Origin of the sequence: Nostoc spongiaeforme FACHB-130 (assembly GCF_014698475.1) — a bacterium.
GTDB classification, from domain to species: Bacteria; Cyanobacteriota; Cyanobacteriia; order Cyanobacteriales; family Nostocaceae; genus Nostoc_B; species Nostoc_B spongiaeforme.
The window spans coordinates 1-23679 of the sequence record NZ_JACJTB010000070.1; the positions used below are offsets into that span (position 1 = coordinate 1).

The window sequence follows — 23679 nt, forward strand, 5'->3', positions numbered from 1 at the left end:
CAAGTTAATCAAAAGACTTGGATATGGCTTTCGCAACTTTAGTAATTTCCGCTTACGTAGCTTATTAACTTGGCACTTTACTACTAATTCTCCATAAAATTACCGGAAGAACCGACTTTTTTTACATCTTGCACCAAACGACTAAAGTCTACGCGGGTTCAAAACCCTTGATTTTTATATGAGTCCGCGGAGGCGGACTTTGTTTTTATAGCCGAGCCAGTGTGTTGGGCGGCTCTGCCGACTTGAAGCATCTGGCGTGCGAATTCCATTCGTCGGGGATCTAAACCTCCAAAATTATCCCAACCCAAATACTTTAGAAATTACAGGTAATAATTTATTCGCTGCTTCTACCAATGTGGCGACGGCGGGTAAGCCAGAAAATAAACCTTTTAGCATGGTGATGGCTGTCTTGGCTGTCTTTTGCTTGGCAGGTTCTTGAGGATTTTGACCTGCTTCGGCTAAAGTTTTGACTTGTTCTAAAGCCTCGGCTTTATTTTCATCTGATAAATCTGAAGATTGGGAAATTGCCTCTTGTAATTGTGTGAGTAATTCTTTAATTCCTGGTTGAGCAGCTTGGGGTGATGCAGATAAATGTTGAATTGTATTGGTCACATCACCACCAATTTGACCCAGGTTGATGACACCGCTAATATCTCTGCCAGCACTAATGTTGATGGGATTATTTTGAGACATATTAATGTAATCTCCTTCTATTTGATAATAATTGTTGGGTCGATTCAATAAAGTGTTGACTATATTTTCTAAAGATTGAATTTTACTATTTTTTTCGGCAAAAAGTAATAGCTGCTTATCGGGAGGTAAAGCTTTAAACCAATTGTATTCATCAAAATATTCGGCACTCAGTTGCGATTTATTAATTCCTTCAGCAGTTTTGGCACGGAGTAATAATTTATCATCGCCGCGTTTCTCCATTGCGACGATTTCTAACTCAGCTTCGGGATGATTTTCTGCTAATTTTTTAAACGCAATAGCAATGGCGCGGGGGTCAACGCCTTGATTGTGATAAAGGTCGAGGGTGTCAAAAATTGGTTGGATAAATTCGGCAAAGTCACCGTCTTGAAAGACTTCTTGCTGATTATCGGGTTTGCGGAGGGGGTCGGGGTTTTCTTTGGTAGGTAAGCGCATAAAGACATACTCGCATCTCACCCCATGCAGTTTGGTTTCTCTGGTAATGCCCCAATCTTCAATAAATGCACCTGTGAGAGTTGCACCTGTTAAATCGGTTGCGTCGAGTTGGGTTTGTTTGAGTTTGGCTCTTGATAAATTTGCATTTTGTAAATTAGCATTGCTGAGGTCAGCACCAATAAAACTTGCATCACCAAGGTCAGCACCAATAAAGCTTGCATCACCGAGGTCAGCATTGATAAGCTTGCTTGTATCTTTTATCTGGTCTTTTTGTAATTTGATACCTCGCAGGTTTTGACGGTCGAAGTTTTGACCTTGTGCTTCTCCGGTAACTAGCAGTTGACGTATTTGTGGGTTTTGCAGATAGGTAGAACCAGGACGAACATAGTCAAGCATCCTGGCTTGATAGTAACAAGTCCGAGTAAGGATAGTGTTGCGAAAATCTGTACTTTTGAGTCTAGCTTGGGTGAAGTCGGCATTGGTTAAGTTAGCGTGCCGAAAGCTTGTACCGCCTATAGCTGCCAAGGCAATAGTAAGATTCAGAAGCAAGGAGTACTTTTGATCCCCTTTGATAGCTTGCCAGCTAATGTAGGTACTAAATAACGCTCCAGTTACAGCTATTGCTCCGGCTACGTCATCGGCTCCGGCTACAACTACGACTCCTGCTCTGGCAAAGACTCCGGCTACAACTACGGCTACCACTATAGCTTTGTTTCCGGCTAAAACTCCAGCTACAGTTAAGGCAAAGGCTCCGGTGAAGGCTCCGGCTACAACTACGGCTACAGATCCTGCTACAGAGAAGGCTTCGGCTACAGTTAAGGCGAAGCCTCCGGCGAATGTTCCTACTATGGCAAAGGCTCCGGCTTTTAAACCAGCTATTATCCCTTGGCGAATTGTGATAAAAGAAAAGGCAATTAATATGATTAGAGCAATAAAGCCTGCAATCTGATTCTCATTGGATGAGCTAAATATTAGCGACACTACGTAACCATTAAAAGACCAGAGATAGCCTGATAGTCCAGACAATAATAATGAAACAAGAACTAAACCAATTACCCAACGGCGTTGCAGTCCAGCTTTAGCGTGGCTGAAGTTTGCACCCGTCAAGTTCGCACCGCTAAAGTTTGCGCCTCGAATATCGGCATAGCTAAAGTTTGCACCTACAAGGTTTTGTCCTTTGAAGTTGCGTCCTCGGAGATTTTGACCGGAGAAGTCTAAAGCCATCTGTAGTTTTACGTACTTAGGCAAATTTTACTACACGCTTAAGCTAATGAATAGTGCTGATACCATTTGACAAAGTTACTGATATATTGCGGTTCTCGGTTGGAACATTTCAACCCCACCCCCAACCCCTCCCCGCTTGCGGGGAGGGGAGCGTTTGCGTAAGCAAATGCGGGGTGGGGTTCCGACTGTATTACAAGCAAGTAAGAACCGCTATAGTCGCGCGAGTATCCAAGACTCTCGCGTGAGTATCAAAGACTCATTCACGAGTATCCAAAACTCTCGTGCGAGTATCAAAGACTCATTCACGAGTATTCAAGACTCTCGCATGAGTATCAAAGACTCATTCACGAGTATTCAAGACTCTCGCGCGAGTATCAAAGACTCTCGCGCGAGTATCAAAGACTCATTCACGAATATCCAAGACTTTCGCGTGAGTATCAAAGACTCATTCACGAGTATCAAAGACTCTCGCGTGAGTATTCAAGGCTCTCGCGTGAGTATTCAAGACTCGTTCACGAATATCCAAGACTCTCGCGTGAGTGTCAAAGACTCATTAATGAGTATCAGAACTCCATTAACACATATCTTGCACCTAGCCCTGACGATTAAAATCGCACGCCAGATGCTTCAAGTCGGCAGAGCCGCCCAACGCACTGGCTCGGCTATAAAAACAAAGTCCGCCTATCGCGCTTGCGCTGCGCTTGGCGCACCACGCGGACTAAAGTAAAATCAAGGGTTTTGAACCCGCGCAGGCGGGTTTTGTCCGTGTAGCCGCGACTTCAGTCGCTAGGTGCAAGATATGAATTAACGAGAATTTAATCTTGGCAGAGAACTGCGAACATTAGACTTTCTCGCCTGATATTGAGGAATTTCCACAACGGCGCTTGTCCCTTGAATACCATAACGAGTCACCGCCGACACAGCGACATCTTCAACTTGATGATTATTTAACAAAGTTGAATTCTGCCCAGCCGGTACAATATTGGTGTTCCATTGATTACCTGTTTTGGTCTGCACAACCCATAACCACACTGCTTGTTTACCTGTAGGTTGCCATCTGAGAACTGTTTTAGTCCCAGTGACATCTTTTTCTAAACTCACTTGGGGTTTTTCGGGTGGTGTATTATCTAACCAAGGTGATGCCGGGACTAATGCGGGATGGTGATAAACATCTTGTGGTAATAAATCTGCAATGCCGCCGCGATTTTGCAGCAAAGGTTTCATACTAAAGTGAATGTTACCATCAGAACCAACATGACCTTGAGTGGTTTTAATTTGATAGACAATTTCTTTTGCAGGCCAAGCTGTGCGTTTATTTTGACCGATGCGGCTCGTAAAAATTCCTGGCCAAATATGCCTGGCTTGAGTGTTTTGTGATATCCACCAATTCAACAATACAGGATAGCTTTGTTGGGGCTGTTCAATTTTCCAATAAAGTTGGGGTGAGAGGTAATCTAACCAGCCATTCATTAACCATTTGCGAGAATCAGCATATAGTTCTTGATAAGCATTAAAACCTTTTTCATTGCCTATTTGTTTGGGAAATCCTGGTTGCCAAATGCCAAAAGGACTAATACCAAATTTCACCCAAGGTTTAGTTGTTTTAATACTTTGATAAAGTCGTTGAATTAAGGTGTTGACATTTTCCCGCCGCCAATCATCACGGGTTGCTGTCCCTCCTGATTTTTGATATTTTTGCCAACTAATTTGATCAGGAAAATCAATTGTGTGATTTCTCCTATCTTTTTCGGGATAGGGATAAAAGTAATCATCAATGTGAACACCATCGATATCATATCGATTCACAACATCCATAATGACTTGCACAGTGTAATCCTGCACGGCTTTTTCACCGGGGTCTAACCAGAGATATTTGCCGTAACGTTTGACTAATTGTGGATGGGTTTTGCTGATATGGTTCGGTGCAACTGTTGATTTGCCCTGGGGATGACTGGCGCGATAAGGATTAAACCAAGCGTGTAATTCCAGTCCGCGTTTATGGGCTTCTGCCACTGCAAAAGCTAAGGGGTCATAATAAGGTGCGGGTGGTTTACCCATTTGTCCTGTTAAAAATTCTGACCAAGGTTCTAATGTAGATTGGTATAAGGCATCACAATCAGGACGAACTTGTAAAATCACGGCATTGAGTTTTAATTTAGCCGCGCGATCGAGTATTGTAATTAACTCGGCTTGTTGTTGGCTGGTGGTTAAACCTGGTTTAGAAGGCCAGTCAATATTAGCCACACTCGCAACCCACACACCCCGAAATTCTCGGCTGGGTGATGGGGGGATGATAGCGGCTGGCTGGGGTGAGGAGTCTGCAATTTGGAGAGGAAAAAGGCAGAAGGTAGGAGACAGGAAGCAGGAGGTAAGAATTAAATTCCTGTGCTGCTTTCCTAGACGTAAAAATCCACTAAGAAAAATGTCTTTGATGTTCACAAAAGTTTTGGAGGAGCGTTGAACAGATTAAACTATAACGTTATGAAAAATTCCTCTACACCCTCTACGCGCCTAGTTTCCCTGGATGTATTTCGGGGAATTGCGATCGCCTCTATGATTTTAGTGAATAATCCCGGCAATTGGGATTATGTCTATCCTCCTCTCGACCACGCTAAATGGCATGGTTGCACGCCGACAGACTTGGTTTTTCCATTCTTTTTATTTATTGTCGGTGTCGCAATGCCGTTTTCTTTCGCCAAGTACACCCCAGAAAATCGCCCGACGGCTACTGTCTATCAGCGTATTTTCCGCCGTGGTCTGATATTATTTGCCCTGGGCTTGTTCCTGGCTTTGGTTTCTTTAACCCTTGATTGGTTAGTTAAAGGCATAACACCCGATTTCAGCACACTGCGAATTATGGGAGTCTTGCAGCGCATCAGCCTTGCTTATGTACTTGCATCCCTAGTAGTTCTCAACCTTTCCCGCCGTTGGTTGTGGATATTAGCGGCTGTTATCCTCATCGGTTACTGGCTGGCAATGCAATTTATCCCCGTCCCCGGCTTTGGCGCAGGAAATCTCACCCCAGAAGGAAATTTTAGTGGTTACATTGACCGCATAATTCTAGGTAAGCATATTTATCGTGGCGGTTCCTTTGACCCGGAAGGTTTATTTAGTACCTTACCATCTGTTGTTACCGTCTTTTTGGGATACTTTACAGGCGACTGGTTACGCACTCAGCCAATTAAAAGCCGCACAAGTGTAAATTTAGTCATTTTTGGTTTAATTGCCTTAGTAATTGGATTATTGTGGGGATTTTTATTTCCCATTAATAAACAACTGTGGACAAGTTCTTATGTTGTGTTTACCGCAGGTTGGGCATTACTCACTTTAGCTTTGTGTTATGAACTCATCGAAGTCCGCAATTTGAGAAACTGGGGACTACCATTAGAAGTGATGGGGCTGAATGCCATCTTTTTGTTTGTTGCTTCTGGCATACTTACCAGAATTTTACTCAAAACTAACATCGACAGCAGCACCACCTATAACTGGATTTATGACAACCTCTTTCGCCCTTGGGCGGGGACATTCAATGGTTCACTTGCATTTGCCATAGTCATGGTTTTATTGTGGTGGACAATTCTTTATGGAATGTATCGTCGGCGTTGGTTTTTCAAAATTTAGTAGTGGCTTTCCAGTCATTGCTCCTACATTGGAAACATATCATGAAAAACAATCCAGACAAATATTGAGTAGGGTGTGTTACGGCTATGCCAGGATTTCGGAACTTAAGAGAGTGAAAATTAGCCGTAACGCACCATCTTTCTCGATACGTTCGGCGTTGCTATAACGCACCCTATAATTTAAGGTTTACTTATAAATCCTCTGAGTGATTTTAGCCGCTATTCCGAAATTACTGTTATTCATCCCACAGCCATAACACCATAAAGAACTGACAAGTTATCCGGAATTGAAAAATTTAGTTTTGTAGCTTTCCGTATCCACACAGCAATTATTTCAGTCATTAATCTGAGAATACGGAAATGACAATCAAACAACTATCGCAACTAAATTTAGCTTCTTACACCACCAATAAAACATTTTATCCATCTCCCAATGCTTGGGAAGACCAAGTGTTTTATTTTATGATGCTCGACCGATTTTCTGATGGTAAGGAGAAGGGATATAAAGATAATTCCGGAAATATTGTCTCTAATGGTATAACTCCCTTATTCGCCGGTGATCAAAATAATGCCACTCGTACGCCAGAAGATGCGGCACGTTGGCGGGAAGCAGGTATAAAATACGTTGGTGGCAATTTAAAAGGACTAACTAGTAAGATTGGATACTTGAAGCATTTAGGCGTATCTGCAATTTGGATTAGTCCAATTTTTAAGCAGGTATCTTTTCAAGAAACATATCACGGCTATGGTATTCAAGATTTCTTAGAAATTAACCCTAAATTCGGTAGCGGTGAAGATTTGCAAGAGTTAGTGCAAACTGCTCACGCCAATGGTATCTATGTAATTTTAGATATTATCCTCAATCATTCTGGGAATATCTTTAGTTACGAAGCTGGTACTGTTGATTACAACGGCACATCCTATCAAGTCAAGGGTTTTAATGACGCAACAGGTAAACCTAGCATCCCATTCCGCAAAACTGACCCCAATAAGCCCGCAACTTGGCCGCAAGAAAATGATGCAATTTGGCCTGTAGAATTTCAAGATCCATCTGTATATACTCAAAAAGGACGCATTAGAAATTGGGATGGCTATCCAGAATTTTTAGAAGGAGATTTTGAGGATTTAAAAGATATTCATCATGGCTTTGGTGGACTGGATGATTATGTACCATCTCCGGCTCTAAAATATCTGGCTCATGTGTATAAATATTGGATAGCCTACGCAGATATTGATGGTTTCCGCATTGATACTGTCAAACACATGGATAAAGGCGCAACGCGCATTTTTGCTTCGATGATTCATGAGTTTGCTCAAAGTATTGGTAAAGAAAGATTCTTTTTGCTGGGGGAAATTACTGGCGGAAGACGAAGAGCATTTGAAACTTTAGAGGAGACAGGTTTAGATGCGGCTTTAGGTGTTGATGAGATTCCTGACAAGCTGGAATATTTGGTGAAAGGATATCGTAACCCTAGAGATTACTTTAGTTTGTTCCGTAATTCTTTGCTGGTACAGAAAGAATCTCACATTTGGTTTAGAGATAAGGTCGTGACGATGTTCGACGACCATGACCAAGTACGTAAGGGACAAAACAAAGCAAGATTTTGTGCAGATAAAGACGCTACAAAAGTAGTGCTGAATGCTTTAGCACTCAACGCTTTAACACTGGGTATCCCTTGTATTTATTATGGTACAGAACAAGGTTTTGATGGACATGGAGATAGCGATCGCTATTTGCGCGAGTCTATGTTTGGCGGTGAATTTGGTGCATTTGGTACTAGAGGCGTTCACTTTTTTAACGAAGACAATTACATCTATCAAGAAATCTCCCAAATTCTCAAAATTAGAAGCCAGAAAAAAGCTTTAAGTCGTGGTCGTCAATATCTCCGACCTATTTCTGGTGATGGCGTAAACTTTGGTTTACCCCAAATCATTGGTAATGAAATTCGTTCTGTTGTTCCTTGGTCTCGCATTCTCAGCGACCAAGAAATAGTCGCGGCTATAAATACTGACTATTATCAACCTCGTGAAGCTTGGGTGACTATTGATAACGAATTACACAATGAAGGTGATTTCCTGACTTGCATTTACTCTACCGATAAACAACAAGTCGGACAAACGGTGAAAATTGCAGCTAAGAATGGTAAAGCTGTGAAAATTACTGTACCTGCGGCTGGGTTTGTAATTTACGAATAAATTTCTTTTCACTACCAATTTTCTCTCCTCGTAGAGCGCATATATATAGATATGCGCTCTTTTATTATTTGTATTGCAGAAGCGATCGCAATTACCAAACTTTTGTCACTAAAATATTTTTGGGATAAACATTGTATGCCAAAATAGTTAATTTAATCATACAATTTTTCACTGAACAGCAAAATTCATTCTTAGTTAGTATGAAAATAGATTATTATCAATTTACGAAGCAGGTAAATTTTACTACCAGCAAGATAGATAAGTTGTTGTAGCTCGGAATGTAGCCTCTGGCTAACTACAGTGTCAATTGACACTAAATTTTAATCAGATGCCTTTTTTTTAAATCAAATTTTTGCAAAAAATAAAATATTTCAATTTTAAAATGACTGATTCAGCTCCGATTACTATCATTGATTGTGATCAGGAACCAATTAATATTCCTGGTTATATTCAACCATTTGGTGTCCTGTTAGCTTTAGAATTACCCCACCTCAAGATTCTGCAAGCTAGTGAAAATACAAGTGAATTTTTTGGAATTCCCGCCACTGATTTAATTGGACATAATTTAACATTCCTCTTTGGTTCAGAGCAAATCCAGGTAATTATTGATTCTCTTCAACAAGAGATATTACCGTTTGTCCATTTGTTGGAATTAAAATCTGAACTACACCAATTTTCTGGAGAAACCACGCAGAAATTGTTTCTCGGAACTATACAGCGATCGCAAAATATTTTTATCTTAGAATTAGAACCACGTTCACATACACAAAGTAGTCCATTTCTGGGATATTGTCATCTTTTAGAACAAACCGTTTCCCAAATAACCAATGCTAGAAATTCCATAGAACTATTTCAAATTATTGTCAAAGAAGTCCGAAAAATTACGCAATTTGATAGAGTTATGCTCTATAGATTAGAAGCAGACTACAGTGGAGTGGTGATTGCAGAAGATAAACCAAGTCATCTCGAAAGTTATTTAGACCTACATTATCCTGCTTCAGATATTCCCGCCCAAGCCAGACAACTTTACTACGAAAAATGTTTACGCTTAATTCCCAATATCAATTATCAGCCAGTTAAATTAATTCCGTCTCATCCACTCTTAGATTTAAGTGGAGTAACATTAAGAAGCGTTTCACCCTGGCATCTAGAATACTTGCATAACATGGGTGTAACCGCAACTCTGTGTATCTCCCTTATCAATCAAAATCGGCTTTGGGGGATGATTGCTTGTCACCATTATACACCTAAAAATGTTGATTATGAAATTCGCAAACTTTGTGAATTTATTGGGCAGTTTGCCTCAATTCAATTACTCAATCAGCAAGAAAGCGAACTAAATTTTTATCGGCAACAAGTTAAAAGAATTCAAGAACAACTCAGGCAAGCTTTATCTAATGAATTAGACTATATTGGCAATGTCTTTAAACGCAACGAATCTAATTTATTAAACTTAGTGCAAGCTCAAGGTGTTGCTATTTTATTAGAAGAACAATTAACTTTAATTGGTAAAACTCCCTCAGAAAGTGATATTAGAAAGCTGATAAGTTGGCTTTCTGAGCAAAACCGCCAAGAAATTTTTCATACTGACTCCTTACCACAAATCTACCCCCCTGCCAGAAAGTTTAAAAATAAAGTTAGTGGTATTCTCGCCATTTCAATTTTCCTAAATCAAAGGTCTTATCATATTATTTGGTTACGCCCAGAGCAAGTCCAAACTGTGAATTGGGCGGGGAATCCTCAAACATCAATTTCTGTAGCTATAGATAATAGTTTACGTCTGGCTCCCCGCAAATCATTTGAACTTTGGAAACAAACAGTAAAAGATAAATCCTATCCCTGGCAAGCATTTGAAATTGAAGTTGCACAGGAGATGAAAAATAACTTGATGTTAGCAGCTTTAGAATTTTCTCATGTGGCGCTTCAGCAAGCAGCCGAACAAGCAGAAATTGCTAACCGTGCTAAAAGTCAATTTTTAGCCAAAATGAGTCATGAATTACGTACACCACTCAATGCCATTTTAGGTTTCACCCAAATTATGACTCGTAATAGTTCTTTATCGCAAAATGACCAAGAACATTTAGATATTATTAGTCGTAGTGGTGAACATTTATTAGCTTTAATTAATGATGTTTTAGAAATGTCAAAAATTGAAGCTGGGCAAATCACTTTAAATGAAAGTTATTTCGACTTATATCGGTTAATTTTCTCAATTCAAGAAATGTTTGCCCTCAAAGCTTCTGATAAGGGAATTAACATCATTACTGAGTTTAGTCCAGAGGTAAATCAATATGTTTATGGTGATGAAGGTAAACTGCGACAAATATTAATTAACCTGCTGGGTAATGCTATTAAATTTACAGTGGTTGGTTATGTGGCCTTGCGAGTTTCCTATGCTGAATATGTCAAACAATCAGGCAAAGTAACTGTAGAATTTGCCGTAGAAGATACTGGCCCTGGAATTGCGACTGAAGATTTAGAGTTAATTTTTGAAGCATTTGCACAGGCTAAAGGTGGAAGACAATTTATGCAAGGTACAGGCTTGGGACTAGCCATTAGCCGCCAGTTTGCCAGATTAATGGGCGGTGATGTTCGCGCTCAGAGTATCTTAGGCCAAGGTGCAACTTTTACTTGTAGCGTGCAGATGACTATCGCTGAGAAATTAGATGTATTACCTGTTACACAGGTTACTAGGCGCATCGTTGGTTTAGAACCTGGTCAACCTAGATATCGTATTTTAATTGTTGAGGATGTTTTAGAAAATCGGCAATTAATGGTAAAACTGCTGAAATCTGTCGGTTTTGAGGTTTGTGCAGCAGAAAATGGTCTGATGGCTGTTGATATCTCCAAAGCTTGGCAACCTCATCTGATTTTGATGGATATACAAATGCCTGTGATGAATGGTTATGAGGCAACTAAGCAAATTCGCGCTCACACTCAAAATAAAGTTTTAGCAATTATCGCGTTGACTGCTAGTGCTTTTGCCGAAGACAGAGAAATTATTTTACAAATAGGTTGTGATGATTTTGTGGCTAAACCTTTTGAAGAAACTGTTCTGTTGGAGAAAATGGCGCAATATCTCGGTGTGCGTTATGTCTACGCAGAAAATCATCAGCAAAAATTGCCAGAAGCCAAACATCAATGGCCAAAATTAACGCCGTCTGATTTGGCAGATATGCCAGCGAGTTGGCTTGCTCAAGTTTATGAAGCTGCATTAATTATTGATGATGAAAAACTTTATCAACTTTTTCAAGAAATTCCTGCCAATCAGCATCAACTTACAGCAGCTTTGAAAGATTTAGTTGATAACTTTCATTTAGAGACAATTATTAATTTACTCAAAGATATTTTAGATTAATCAATGTTATCACCGACCTTCGTCGAGGGAACAGAGAATGGGCAAAGTTTAAATCCTCGGAAACTGTTCTCTGCTCCCTCATAATTAAGTAAATGTAAACCAATAAATTATGTCTTTATCTAAATTGACTATTGATTCTGCTTTGATTTTGCTAATTGATGATACACCAGATAATTTACGTTTGTTAGCAAAAATACTGGAATCTCACGGATTTAAGGTAAAAAAAACCGTCAGTGGTAAAATGGCAATTCAAGCTGCCCAACTAGAACCACCTGATTTGATTTTACTGGATATTAATATGCCAGAAATCAATGGCTATGAAGTCTGCCAGCAATTAAAGCTACAAGAAAAAACTGCTAATATTCCCATAGTTTTTATTAGTGCATTAGACCAAATTACAGATAAAATTAAAGCCTTTGAACTAGGTGGTGTAGATTATATTACTAAACCTTTTCAAGAGTCGGAAGTATTAGCACGGGTACAGAACCAACTGATTATTTATGAGCAGCGAAAAATGCTGCTGGCTCAAAATCAACGCTTACAGCAAGAAATTCAAGAACGTCAACAAGCACAAGCAGCTTTGCAAGAGCTTAACCGATGTTTTGAACAACAAATCATCCAACGGACAGAGGAATTACAAAGATCCCTAGAGTTTGAAGAAAGATTAAAACGTATTACAGATATAGTTCGTGACAGTTTAGACGAGAAAAAGATTTGGCAAGCCGCAGTGGCAGAGTTGGTAGTTGGCTTGGAACTAGATTGCTGTTATGCCACTATTTGTACTAATGATTTAAAAACTTGTGCTGTTGCCTATGAATATAACAAAGATAGTGAGCCTGACTGGGGAATTACTTGTATCAAGCAAATAAAGAGTTGGGTTGAATTTCCTACAACAATGCGGACAAAACACAGCACACAATTTTGCTGGTACTTTCTCAATGGTGAGGATGAAATTGAGCGAAAATATGCAATTTTATTATGTCAAATTTTTGATAATCAAAAAATTATTGGAAGTTTATGGTTGTTTAAATCAGCAAACAAAGCCTTTGATGAACTGGAAGTTCGATTAGTCAAACAGTTAGCCAATCAATGTGCGATCGCTCTCCGTCAAGCTCGACTTTATCAGGCGGCTCAAGCACAAGTTGAAGAGTTACAAAAGCTCAATCAATTAAAGGATGATTTTCTCTGTTCTATCTCTCACGAATTACGCAATCCCATAGCGAATATTCATTCGTTTATCCAATTACTAGAAACAGAATTAACGAGTTTAAATCACCATAATCCCAAGATATCACAGTACTTGGTAATTTTACATGAAGCGTGCCAAGGTGAACTCCAACTAATTCAAGATTTACTGGATTTGCAGTATTTAAATGCTGAATTTTATCCCTTACAATTCACAACGATTAACTTGTGTGATTGGATTCCCTACACAATAGAAGTATTTATCATTCAATCTCAACAACAGCACCAAAATTTGCAAATTCAATTACCTCCTGATTTACCATTACTAACTACTGATATATCTAGCCTGAGTCGTATTCTGCGCGAGTTAGTTAAAAATGCCTGTAAATACACACCTGCGGGAGAAACGATTACAATCACTGCTTCCCATCAAAATAATCACCTGCATATTTGCGTGATTAATTCTGGTGTAGAAATTCCTGAAGCTGAACTATCTCGCATTTTTGATAAGTTCTACCGCATCCCCAATATAGGACATTTAACATCTGGCGGTACTGGTTTGGGGTTGGCATTGGTGAAAAAACTGGTAGAACATTTGGGCGGTTCTATCTTTGTGGAATCACGCCCTAGGGAGATTTGCTTTACCTTGGTGTTACCGTTGCTGACTGATATCGTGTCTGGTGAAAGACTGATCATTAAGACGGCAGAGGGAGCAGAGGAAGCAGAGGAGCAGAGGGAGTTTTGAGGTTTCTGCACAGATTTTTGGAATCAAAACCCTGACACCCTCGCGCTCTTACACCCAGTTTCTATACGTAAGTCCTAGTTTTGAGAAGAGATTGTAAGGAAACTTGACGGCTCAGGGGTTTTATAGTACAAAAATACTAATATACTTGCCGATCGCACACGCACAACCATACAGCAGGAGCGCCAAGTTAATGAAGCTATCGAAAATAGACTTAAGCAGTTTAGTAGGGATTGCTCATTCTGACGGATACTTGCAATTATTACTAGACAGAGGTGATGAACTGGAATTTTTAGAAATTCCTGCACCAGTTCAAGCTTATGAAGGGTTGCAACACCTGAATGAGATTGTGGCAGAAACGCTCACCTTGCCTGTGTTGGAAGAACCCATTGCGATGCTACCAATCAATTCATCAATGGCGATCGCAGTGGGATATAGTGAAAGCGATCGCATCTTACAAGTCGAATTTCACAACGGTGCAGTCTATCAATATGCGGAAGTAGAACCAGAAACTTGGGAAAATTTACATGAGGCTGACTCTGTTGGTGAGTTTTTTAATCAAGAAATTAAAGGTCGATATTTGTCAGAACGGTTAGACTAGCAGGAGGCAGGGGAGACAAGGGAGACATATTTACTCATACTAATACCAAATGGAAGAATGATTGCGACAAATGGATTGCTCAAAAGCTTACCAGTAAACCCTTTCTCAATCCAAAATCTAAAATCCAAAATCTAAAATGGTATAAGTTGCTTTCAGAAATAGTATTCCTACTCCCTACTCCCAGATTGCAACTTGGTATCAGCACTGAACAATGTTACCCTACTCATAAAGTTTGAGGGTGTCTCATGCTGAAGCTATATCACAATCACCTCTCAATGAACTCTCGGAGAGTTTGGATTGCACTGCTAGAAAAAAAGCTAGAGTTTGACCTAGTAGATATCAAGCTGGATGGAGATCAACTGCAAGCAGAATTTTTGGCAATGAATCCTTTCCACCACATTCCAGTTTTAGTGGATAATGGCTTTAATGTGGTGGAATCCTTGGCTATTTTGGATTATTTAGAGGCAAAATATCCTAGTCCTAGCTTACTGCCGAGCAATGCCAAAGATTTAGCAATTGTGCGAATGGTAGAAATGGCAACGGTAAATGAATTAGTCCCGGCAATGAATCCGTTAATTTATAAAATGATGGGTTTTCCTGACGGTGAAGATTCGCAAAAGCTAGAACAGGCAAAACAAAAAATATCTACAGGTCTAGAATTTCTAGCAAAATTATTAGGAAATAGCCCATATTTTGGTAGTGATGAGTTAACCCTCGCCGACATTGTGGCTGGATGTGCAGTACCTTTATTGCCTATGTTGGATTTTCCTTTAACTCACTACCAAGAATTAAATGTTTGGGCTGAAAGGTTGATGCAGCGTTTGTCTTGGCAAACTACCGCACCTACTCCAGAGTTAATTGCAGCGTTTAAATCTCGAATGCAAACTTTGATGGCGCAGCGTCAATAAATAGTTACTAAATCGTAATTCGTAATTTAATGTTGAACTAATAATTACGAATTACGTTAGCATCGCGTTAGCGTTTCTTCGAGCGTTATTACGAACTACAACTTAACTTGGTTTAAATGACTGCGGGGATTATATGTCCGTATAGCCCGAATTTTTTCATAATATTCTCGTTCTTGGGGGCTGAGGTCTTTTGGTGGTGCGATCGCAACTTTCACCAATTGATCACCGCGTCCCCCTTTGGGTAAAGGCCAGCCTTTGCCCCGTAAACGCAGAGATTGACCAGAACGCACCCCCGCAGGCAATTTTACATTGACATTCCCATCAGGTGTAGGTACATCAATCGAAGCACCTAAAGTTGCTTCATCTGGTGTAATTGGCACTTCACAGACCAAATTATCGCCTTCAATTTGGAAGAATGAATGAGGTTGCAGTTCCACTTTTAAATATAAATCGCCCCGTTGTTGAGTCATGGGGTTAAATTGACCTTTACCCCGTACCCGCAAACGACTACCGGGTTTAGCACCAGCCGGAATGCGAACATCTAATGTTTCACTACCCAAATTAAACCGCTTTTGTACACCAGCAAATGCTTCCAAAAAAGTCAGGTTAATTATAGCTTCCGTATCTTGGGCTGCACCTGCACCAACATCTTGAAAGCCAAAATCGTTAAAGCCGCCATAACCGCCTCCTGGTCTACCTGTGCTGGTGCGATAAGAGTAGCTTTGTCTCCCACCAGCCGCACGAGAACCAGCCGCACCACCAAAGCGGCCTAATAACTCATTAATAAACTCATCAAAACTGCCGTATTGGCTGAAGTCGAAACCACCCATATCAACGCCAGCACCTCCGCCGGGGAAGCCTTGACCGACTTGTTTCCAATATTGACCAAATTGGTCATATTTTTGGCGCTTATCTGCGTCAGATAAGACTTCGTAGGCTTCGTTGACTTCTTTAAAATTGGCTTCCGCTTGCTTGTTGCCAGGATTTACATCCGGGTGATACTTTCGGGCTAACTTCCGAAAAGCTTGTTTAATTTCTTCTGGACTGGCAGTCTTACTAACTCCCAAAACTGAATAATAATCTTTGAAGTCGGTTGCAGCCATCTACCAGCCTCCTGTAAAAATTTACTTTAAGTTTTTTTGTAAGATGTCAGATTTATATTTTGCTAGGTATAATGCCGAGCAATTAGATTCTGATTTTAAATTAACAAACAATACACAATTGCAAGTGGGGTTCTTGCTCACTGCGTCAGCGCAATTCCCGTACTTTGGGAGGTGTGGGAGGTGTGGGAGGTGTGGGAGGTGTGGGAGGTGTGGGAGGTGTGGGAGGTGTGGGAGGTGTGGGAAGTGTGTGAGGATGGTGAAGAAATCTTTCCCCCCACACACCCCTCTCTCCCCACACCCCTCCCACACCCCTCTCTCCCCTCTCTTCCCACACTCCCCATACTCCCCTCTCTTCCCACACTCCCCACACTTCCCACACTCCCCACACTTCCCACACTCCCCACACTTCCCACACTCCCCACACTTCCCACACTCCCCACACTCCCCACACTTCCCACACTTCCCATACCCTTACACCCCACACCCTATTTTAATCAAGTCGTCTAATCCTTCTTCGATGCTGGGTGGCGCGTCTCGGAGTTGGCGGTGCATTTTTAAGATGACTTCTTCGGGAACTTGGCGATCGCGTCTTTTATTGCGAGCCAAACACAGCCATACTGGTGTAGTTAGCCCAATTCCCACCACTTGCGTAAAACCTATGTCACGGCTAAAGGTAATTAAGTCGCGGCGATGGCTTCTTTGGGCATTGGTAGCATCAAAAATTGCTGATTGATTAGCCATGACTGTTTTTTGAAGTTGCTGTTCTAATTCCTGCCAAATCAAAAACCACGGCCCCTGAATGATTTCATTGCCAAACAATTGCCCCCGGATGGCATCTGTAGAAATCAGTTGCATCTGGGGGCATTTAGCCATTAATTGTTTTGCTAAAGTTGACTTGCCGCTACCTGGCAGACCGATGAGTAATAGGAGTGCTGAGTGTGGAGTGCTGAGTGCTGAGTGAGAAGTTAACAGAGAATAGTAGTCATTAGTTGTACTCATAATTCAAAGTTTCAAACTCAGCACTTTCAACTCAGCGAGAAGTTGGAAAAGGGGTTTATTCACATCTCGCACGCCTGCAACTGAAGTCGCAGCTACACAGACAAAACCCGCGTAGGCGAGTTTAAAACCCTTGATTTTACTTTAGTCCGCGTAGGCGGACTTAGTTTTTGTAGCCGCGAATTCCATTCGTCGGGGCTAGGTGCTTCGGTGACTCAGCATTTTTAAATAATCGTCCCATCGGTAATGACTGCACCTTTGAGGACAACTACAATCCCGCTACGGATGTAGAAGCCTTGACTTTCTCGGTCAGCTTCTTGGACGTTATCTTTGTTGATGATTTTCACATCGTGACCAATGCGGGCATTTTTATCAATAATTGCCCGACGAATGATGGTATCTGTACCAATACCTACGGGGAGATCACCTTTGTCGATGCTGCATTGACGCTCAACCGAAGCTTGATAAAAGTCTGCACCCATGAGCAAAGATTCTTCGATGATACAGCCCGATTCAATCCGCGATCGCACTCCTAAAACTGAATGTTGAATGCGGCAGTTTTTCAAAATACAGCCTTCACCAATAATTGATTCGGTGACATGGCAATCTAATAATTTGGTGGGTGGTAGATAACGCGGACGAGTGTAAATTGGGGCTTCTTCATCGTAGAAGCTAAAAGGTGGTTGAGGCTGCTGGGTTAAAGCTAAATTGGCATTATAAAATGCTTCAATTGTCCCGATATCTTCCCAGTAATCATCAAATAAATAAGCCTGAATGTTGTATTCTTCGGCTGCATCCGGGATAATTTCTTTGCCAAAGTCAGTCCGTTCGAGTTTTTCCCGCAACAGCTTGATCAAAACATCTTTCTTAAAGACATAAATCCCCATTGAGGCGATATATGGCTGTTCTTCGGCTTGTTCCTTGGTTAATCCCAAAATGGTGGTATCCACCTGCATTTTCGCTAAAGCCTCACCTTTGGGCTTTTCGCTAAAGTCAACCACTCTACCAGCATCATTGATTTTCATCAAGCCAAAGTCAGAAGCCCGACGGTTGTCAATGGGAATTACCGAGAGGGTAATGTCAGCATTGGTTTCTCGATGACGCTGGATGAATTGACGATAATCCATCCGGTAAAGGTGATCTCCTGAGAGAATCAAATATTCATCTACATCCCATTCCTCCAACATCCACAAGTACTGTCGCACTGCATCGGCTGTACCTTGGAACCAGTTGGGGTTTTCTGGAGTTTGTTGTGCAGCCAGCACTTCCACAAACCCTTCACTGAATCCGCTAAAGTTGTAAGTACGAGCAATGTGACGGTTCAGAGAAGCTGAGTTGAATTGTGTCAGGACGTAGATTTTAAAAATTTCCGAATTAATACAGTTACTCACAGGGATATCAATTAAGCGATATTTCCCCGCTACGGGAACTGCTGGTTTTGCCCGGAGTTTAGTTAAAGGGTAAAGGCGGGTGCCTGCGCCACCACCGAGAATGATTGCTAAAACTTTTTTCACAAAATTTCTCCCGACTGCCTTTCAACTCTCACTTTCAGTTTATGACTGTATGTAGCCTCTGATAAGGGGGGGATCGAATATTCTCCGGGATGATTTTTGGAAAATACTTACTTGGGAGTTACGCAGTCAGACGAGAAATCAAGGGTTTGGGGAGGGTTAAGGGGTGTAGGGGAGAGAGGGGAGTTTGGGGAGAAAGGGGAGTTTGGGAAGTGTGGGGAGTGTGGGGAGTGTGGGAAGAGAGGGGAGTTTGGGGAGAAAGGGGAGAGAGGGGGGAAAGATTTCTTCACCATCCTCCCACCCCTCCCACACCTCCCACACCTCCCACCCCTCCCACACTTCCCACACTTCCCACACTTCCCACACCCTCTTACCCTTACACCCATTTTTAACAGATAATCTTGGTGCGTAAGTCTGGAATATCTATCTTTGGCTGGCTAAAGTCTAGCCAATAACATCGTATTTTGTTTAAAGATCATGTAACGCCCTGTAATCTTTTGTAGATCATGAACCCTAGGCGGCCAAAAAAATCTCAGTCTTCTAATTCAGATAAGCAGCAACAACCACTCCAAAATGAATTATTTCCGATTGTAGGGGTTGGTGCATCTGCCGGAGGGTTGGAAGCATTCACTCAATTACTCAGCCATTTGCCCAATGATACAGGGATGGGGTTTGTGTTTATTCAACACCTAAGTCCTAACCAAAAAAGTATATTGGCTGAAATTTTATCCCGGACAACGGAGATGCCAGTCATGCAAGCCCAAAATGACATGGTGGTGGAACCGAATCATGTTTATGTGATTCCTCCCAACGCGATGATGACCATCTCTGAAGGCAAGTTAAATTTGGTTCCGCGTCAGAAAACTCGCGCTCAAGTGATGTCGGTTGATACATTCTTCTTTTCGTTGGCACAGGAACGAGGTAGTAAAGCTATTGGCGTAGTGTTGTCTGGGGGTGATGCTGATGGTGCCAGGGGATTAGCAGCCATCAAGGAAGCGGGAGGCATTACCTTTGCCCAAAATGAAACATCGGCACAGGTGAGTAGTATGCCGAATACAGCTGTGGCTTCTGGTCAGGTAGACTTTGTGTTAACACCACAAGCGATCGCTCAAGAGTTAGCTCATCTCAGTGATCATCCTTACATTCGTCCCTCAAATCCCGCACAATCAATTGAGGTACGACCCACTGAAGAAACTGCTTTGCCGCAAATCTTTAGTCTGTTAAAGGCTGCTACAGGTGTTGATTTTAATTTATACAAACACACTACCCTCAAGCGGCGGATTCTGCGGCGGATGATTTTATACAAGCTAGAGAGATTAGAAGATTATGCAAGTTATCTTCAGGAACATCCGGCAGAAGTCAAAGCATTGTATTATGATGTGCTAATTACGGTTACTAGTTTTTTTCGTGACCCTGAAGCTTTTGAAGCTTTAAAAACCAAAGTATTTCCACAGATTATTAAAGAGCGTAACTCACATTCCCCCATCCGGATTTGGGTAGTAGGATGTTCTACTGGAGAAGAAGCTTACTCAATTGCAATTTGTTTACTAGAGTATTTGCACAATCAAAATATTAATCGACAGATCCAAGTATTTGCTACGGATATTAATGAAATCGCCATTGAAAAAGCCAGAACTGGAATTTACAAATACAATCAATTAATTGATGTCTCTCCTGACCGTCTGCAACGTTTTTTTACCTCTGTAGAAGGTGGCTATCAAATTAGAAAAATAGTGCGCGAAGTCTGTGTTTTTGCTAGACAAAACCTGATTAGTGATCCTCCTTTTTCCCATCTGGATTTAATTACCTGTCGCAATGTCTTAATTTATTTGAGTTCTGCTGTCCAAAAGAAACTGCTGCCACTTTTTCACTATGGTTTGAATCCAAACGGCTTTTTAATGCTAGGTACATCCGAGACAATCGGTGAATTTAGCAACTTGTTTGCATTAATTGACAGAAAGTATAAAATTTATTCGCGCAAAATGGCTATGACTCGGTTGGGAATTGATTTAATTGGTAGTAGCTATCCCAGCGAAAATTTCAGCACACAACTATCAGCGAGTGAAAGAACGTGGAGCGATGTAGAAATACAAAAAGTGGCAGACCAAATTGTATTAGAGCAATATGCGCCAGTTGGTGTAATTATCGACAGTGGTTTAGAAATTGTACAGTTTAGAGGACAGACCAATCCTTATTTGCAATTACCATCAGGTAGACCGAGCTTTAATTTATTGAAAATGGCTAAAGAGGAATTAAGGCTAGAACTACGCACTGCAATTCACCAAGCCAAAAAACGTGGCGTAATAGTCAAAAAAGAAGGCATCCAAGTTAAAGACAACGAAAAAGTTAAGCTGGTCACAATTGAAGTTATACCGTTTAATGCTGCGTCTACAACAGAACGCTACTTTTTAATCATATTTACAGAGATCCCAGCGGCCGCCACTTCTTTGTTAAATTTACCTAGTGATAACCGTAAAAGCAAACCAACTAATGGGCAAGATGAAATTAACCGACTCCAACAAGAGTTAGCCACCACTAAAGAATATTTGCAGTCAATTATTGAAGAACAACAATCGACTAATCAAGATTTAAGGGCGGCTAATGAAGAAATTCTCTCTAGTAATGAAGAACTGCAAAGCACTAATGAAGAACTGGAAACCGCAAAAGAAGAAATTCAAGCCACGAATGAAGAATTAAACACAATTAACGACGAACTGCAACGCCGGAATTTAGAATCTACACAAGTCAGTAACGATTTACAAAATCTCCTCAGCAGTATTAATCTTCCCATCTTGATGTTAGGGGGTGATTTACGGATTCGGCGGTTTACTCCGGTTGCAGAAAATATTTTTAACTTAATTTCTTCCGATGTGGGGCGGCCATTGAGTGATATTAATCACAATTTAAATATTCCTGATTTAGAACAGCAAATTATGGAAGTGATCAACACACTCAATTTTAAAACGCAGGAAGTCCAAGACCAAGAAGGACATTGGTATGATTTACGCATTCGTCCCTATCGCACTATCGATAATAAAATAGATGGTGCTGTTATAGTGTTGGTTGATATTGATGCTCTCAAACGCAGTGCTAGACAGATTACAGCCGCTAGAGATTATGCAGAAGCAATTGTCGCCACTGTGCGAGAATCATTAGTTGTATTAGATACAAATTTGAGTGTAATTACGGCTAATCAGTTTTTCTACGAAAAATTTCAAGTATCACCAACCGAAACCGAACAGCGATTAGTTTATGAAATTGGCAATGGGCAATGGAATATTCCCCAATTGCGATCGCTCCTCGAAAGCATTCTGCCTGATCAAAGCCAATTTCAAGACTTAGAAATTGAACATAACTTTGAGCAAATTGGTCAAAAAGTTATGCGCTTGAATGCCAGAAAATTATTGCATATCCACGATGCACCAATGATTCTGTTGGTGATTGAAGATATTACCCAACAAAAACAGCTAGAAGCAGAACGCACTCAACTATTAGCACAAGAACAATCAGCCCGTGAAGCCGCCGAGACAGCCAACCGCGCCAAGGATGAATTTTTGTCAATTCTGTCTCACGAACTGCGAAACCCGTTAAATGCAATGTTGGGGTGGGCAAATTTACTCCGCACTCACCAACTCAACGAAGCCACAGTTAATCAAGGGTTAGCAGCCATTGAAGGTAGCGCCCAAGCTCAAGCCAGTCTGATTAATGACTTGTTGGATATCTCCCGCATTACTTCCGGGAGGCTGCAAATGAATGCCCAAGAAATTGACTTAGTGCCAATTATTGAAGCAGCGATCGCGGTAGTAAGTCTAGCCGCAGAAACCAAAAACATTCAAATTAAAATTAACTTAGCTTCCACCAGCCGAGTAATTATCGGTGATCCAGTCCGCTTACAACAAGTAGTCTGGAATTTACTCTCTAATGCCATCAAATTTACCCCAGCTAACGGCAGAGTTGATGTCACTTTAGAGTACACAGATTTACAAGCGCAAATTCGAGTCAGCGATACAGGTCAAGGAATCAGTGAAGAATTCTTACCTTATATTTTTGAACGCTTCCGCCAAGCAGATGGCAGCAAAACACGTTCTAATCCAGGTTTAGGGTTAGGGCTGGCGATCGTGCGCCACTTGGTAGAACTCCACGGCGGGACAGTAGAAGCCCAAAGCCCAGGAGAAGCTCAAGGCTCAACATTCATCGTCAGACTACCTCTACAAGCTAATCAGCCAGAAATTCCTGTGGTGGCTCCTCCCTTACCATCCATCACCAGAAATATACCGGATATTCCCGCCGATGACCTTCCCGCCTTAGCAGGTGTGCGGGTACTCATAGTAGACGACGAACCAGATATCCGCCAATTATTTCAACTGATTCTGGAAGAATATGGAATTGAAGTTACAGCCGTCGCTTCCGCCAATGCAGCCTTATCAACTTTAGTGGCAAATCCCGGTGGTTATGATGTCCTGTTGTCTGACATTGGCTTACCAGAACAAGACGGTTATATGCTAATGCGCCAAGTCAGGGAACTCAGCCCCGAACTTGGTGGGCAAATTCCCGCCGTCGCCCTCACCGCCTATGCTAGTGATGCAGACTATACCGAAGCTTTGGCCGCAGGCTACCAAATGCACTTAGCTAAACCTGTTGAACCCGCGCAGTTACTCAGTGTCGTTGCGGTTTTGAGTGGGAGGAGTTAGGGGTTTAACCTGGATTTCTCTCTTGTGATAAATCCAGGGGTGTGGGAGCGGTGGGAGGTGTGGGAGGATGGTAAAAAAATCTTTCTCTCCACACTCCCTACCCATACGTGAGAAATTCTGGTTTAAGAAAGGCGCAGTTTAAGCAGTAAAATAAACTACTGTTGAAAGTGGGACTATGGCAACTCTCCGAGAGCTTACTATTCAAGTCATATCATGTCCGGTTAATTAGTTGTGATTCCCACAATCTTTGCACCCCACCCCCAACCCCTCCCCGTTGACGGGGAGGCAGGGTGGTTTCATACAAGCAAAGAAAAATGACAATACTTATGGGAGGCGAACGCAAATTGACAAGTAGCAAACATGAATAACCTGATAGAACAGTTGCAGCAAGTGCCAGA

General features: G+C 41.4%; 15 protein-coding genes. 8 read left to right on the top strand and 7 right to left on the bottom strand.

The genetic code is table 11. The features are described 5' to 3' along the window. Nucleotides 1-294: 294 nt before the first annotated feature. Nucleotides 295-2370 carry a pentapeptide repeat-containing protein gene (locus tag H6G74_RS29055; RefSeq protein ID WP_190971038.1) on the bottom strand — a complete coding sequence of 692 codons (2076 nt, stop codon included), beginning with the start codon at nt 2368-2370 and terminating at the stop codon, nt 295-297. A 154-nt stretch (nt 2371-2524) separates the two neighbouring features. On the opposite strand from H6G74_RS29055, the gene H6G74_RS29060 reads away from it, so the two are divergent. Beyond that, nucleotides 2525-3097 carry a hypothetical protein gene (locus H6G74_RS29060; RefSeq protein WP_190971039.1) on the top strand — a complete coding sequence of 191 codons (573 nt, stop codon included), beginning with the start codon at nt 2525-2527 and terminating at the stop codon, nt 3095-3097. A 77-nt stretch (nt 3098-3174) separates the two neighbouring features. Here the strand turns inward: H6G74_RS29060 and H6G74_RS29065 are convergent, their stop codons facing one another. Beyond that, nucleotides 3175-4809 carry a glycoside hydrolase family 10 protein gene (locus H6G74_RS29065; protein WP_313888525.1) on the bottom strand — a complete coding sequence of 545 codons (1635 nt, stop codon included), beginning with the start codon at nt 4807-4809 and terminating at the stop codon, nt 3175-3177. Between the two features lie 42 nt (nt 4810-4851). Here H6G74_RS29065 and H6G74_RS29070 point away from each other — a divergent pair, with 42 nt between their 5' ends. The 6 genes from H6G74_RS29070 to H6G74_RS29095 all read left to right on the top strand — a co-directional run bounded on the left by H6G74_RS29070 (nt 4852) and on the right by H6G74_RS29095 (nt 14980). Further along, nucleotides 4852-5991 (top strand): acyltransferase family protein, encoded by a 1140-nt coding sequence (locus H6G74_RS29070; RefSeq protein WP_190971040.1) that lies wholly within the window; start codon nt 4852-4854, stop codon nt 5989-5991. A 359-nt stretch (nt 5992-6350) separates the two neighbouring features. Beyond that, a complete protein-coding gene (locus H6G74_RS29075; RefSeq protein WP_190971041.1) occupies nt 6351-8186 on the top strand; it encodes an alpha-amylase family glycosyl hydrolase in 1836 nt (611 codons plus the stop codon). 382 nt (nt 8187-8568) lie between these two features. Continuing rightward, complete coding sequence (locus H6G74_RS29080) at nt 8569-11544, top strand: response regulator (RefSeq protein WP_190971042.1); 2976 nt, start codon at nt 8569-8571, stop codon at nt 11542-11544. Between the two features lie 109 nt (nt 11545-11653). Further along, complete coding sequence (locus tag H6G74_RS29085; RefSeq protein ID WP_190971043.1) at nt 11654-13474, top strand: hybrid sensor histidine kinase/response regulator; 1821 nt, start codon at nt 11654-11656, stop codon at nt 13472-13474. Nucleotides 13475-13664: 190 nt separating this feature from the next. Beyond that, nucleotides 13665-14072 (top strand): KTSC domain-containing protein, encoded by a 408-nt coding sequence (locus tag H6G74_RS29090; protein WP_190971044.1) that lies wholly within the window; start codon nt 13665-13667, stop codon nt 14070-14072. A gap of 245 nt (nt 14073-14317) precedes the next feature. Next, nucleotides 14318-14980 (top strand): glutathione S-transferase family protein, encoded by a 663-nt coding sequence (locus H6G74_RS29095; RefSeq protein ID WP_190971045.1) that lies wholly within the window; start codon nt 14318-14320, stop codon nt 14978-14980. Between the two features lie 95 nt (nt 14981-15075). Here the strand turns inward: H6G74_RS29095 and H6G74_RS29100 are convergent, their stop codons facing one another. The 4 genes from H6G74_RS29100 to H6G74_RS29115 all read right to left on the bottom strand — a co-directional run bounded on the left by H6G74_RS29100 (nt 15076) and on the right by H6G74_RS29115 (nt 18593). Then, the gene (locus tag H6G74_RS29100) at nt 15076-16083 is read right to left on the bottom strand and encodes a DnaJ C-terminal domain-containing protein (RefSeq protein WP_190971046.1); all 1008 of its coding nucleotides are present in this window, start codon (nt 16081-16083) and stop codon (nt 15076-15078) included. Nucleotides 16084-16228: 145 nt separating this feature from the next. Beyond that, nucleotides 16229-16567, bottom strand: coding sequence for a hypothetical protein (locus tag H6G74_RS29105; RefSeq protein WP_242051380.1), 339 nt, complete (start codon nt 16565-16567; stop codon nt 16229-16231). Continuing rightward, complete coding sequence (locus tag H6G74_RS29110) at nt 16555-17082, bottom strand: AAA family ATPase (RefSeq protein ID WP_190971048.1); 528 nt, start codon at nt 17080-17082, stop codon at nt 16555-16557. The genes H6G74_RS29105 and H6G74_RS29110 overlap by 13 nt, the downstream gene beginning before the upstream one ends. Before the next feature lie 221 nt (nt 17083-17303). Then, nucleotides 17304-18593 (bottom strand): glucose-1-phosphate adenylyltransferase, encoded by a 1290-nt coding sequence (locus H6G74_RS29115; protein WP_190971049.1) that lies wholly within the window; start codon nt 18591-18593, stop codon nt 17304-17306. 503 nt (nt 18594-19096) lie between these two features. Between H6G74_RS29115 and H6G74_RS29120 the strand changes: the two genes are divergently transcribed. After that, nucleotides 19097-23281: a chemotaxis protein CheB gene (locus H6G74_RS29120; protein ID WP_190971050.1), complete on the top strand. Its 4185-nt coding sequence runs from the start codon at nt 19097-19099 to the stop codon at nt 23279-23281. A gap of 211 nt (nt 23282-23492) precedes the next feature. Here the strand turns inward: H6G74_RS29120 and H6G74_RS30980 are convergent. Beyond that, nucleotides 23493-23679, bottom strand: a 187-nt coding sequence (locus tag H6G74_RS30980) for a hypothetical protein (protein WP_206756999.1), incomplete at its 5' end; no start/stop codon positions are given.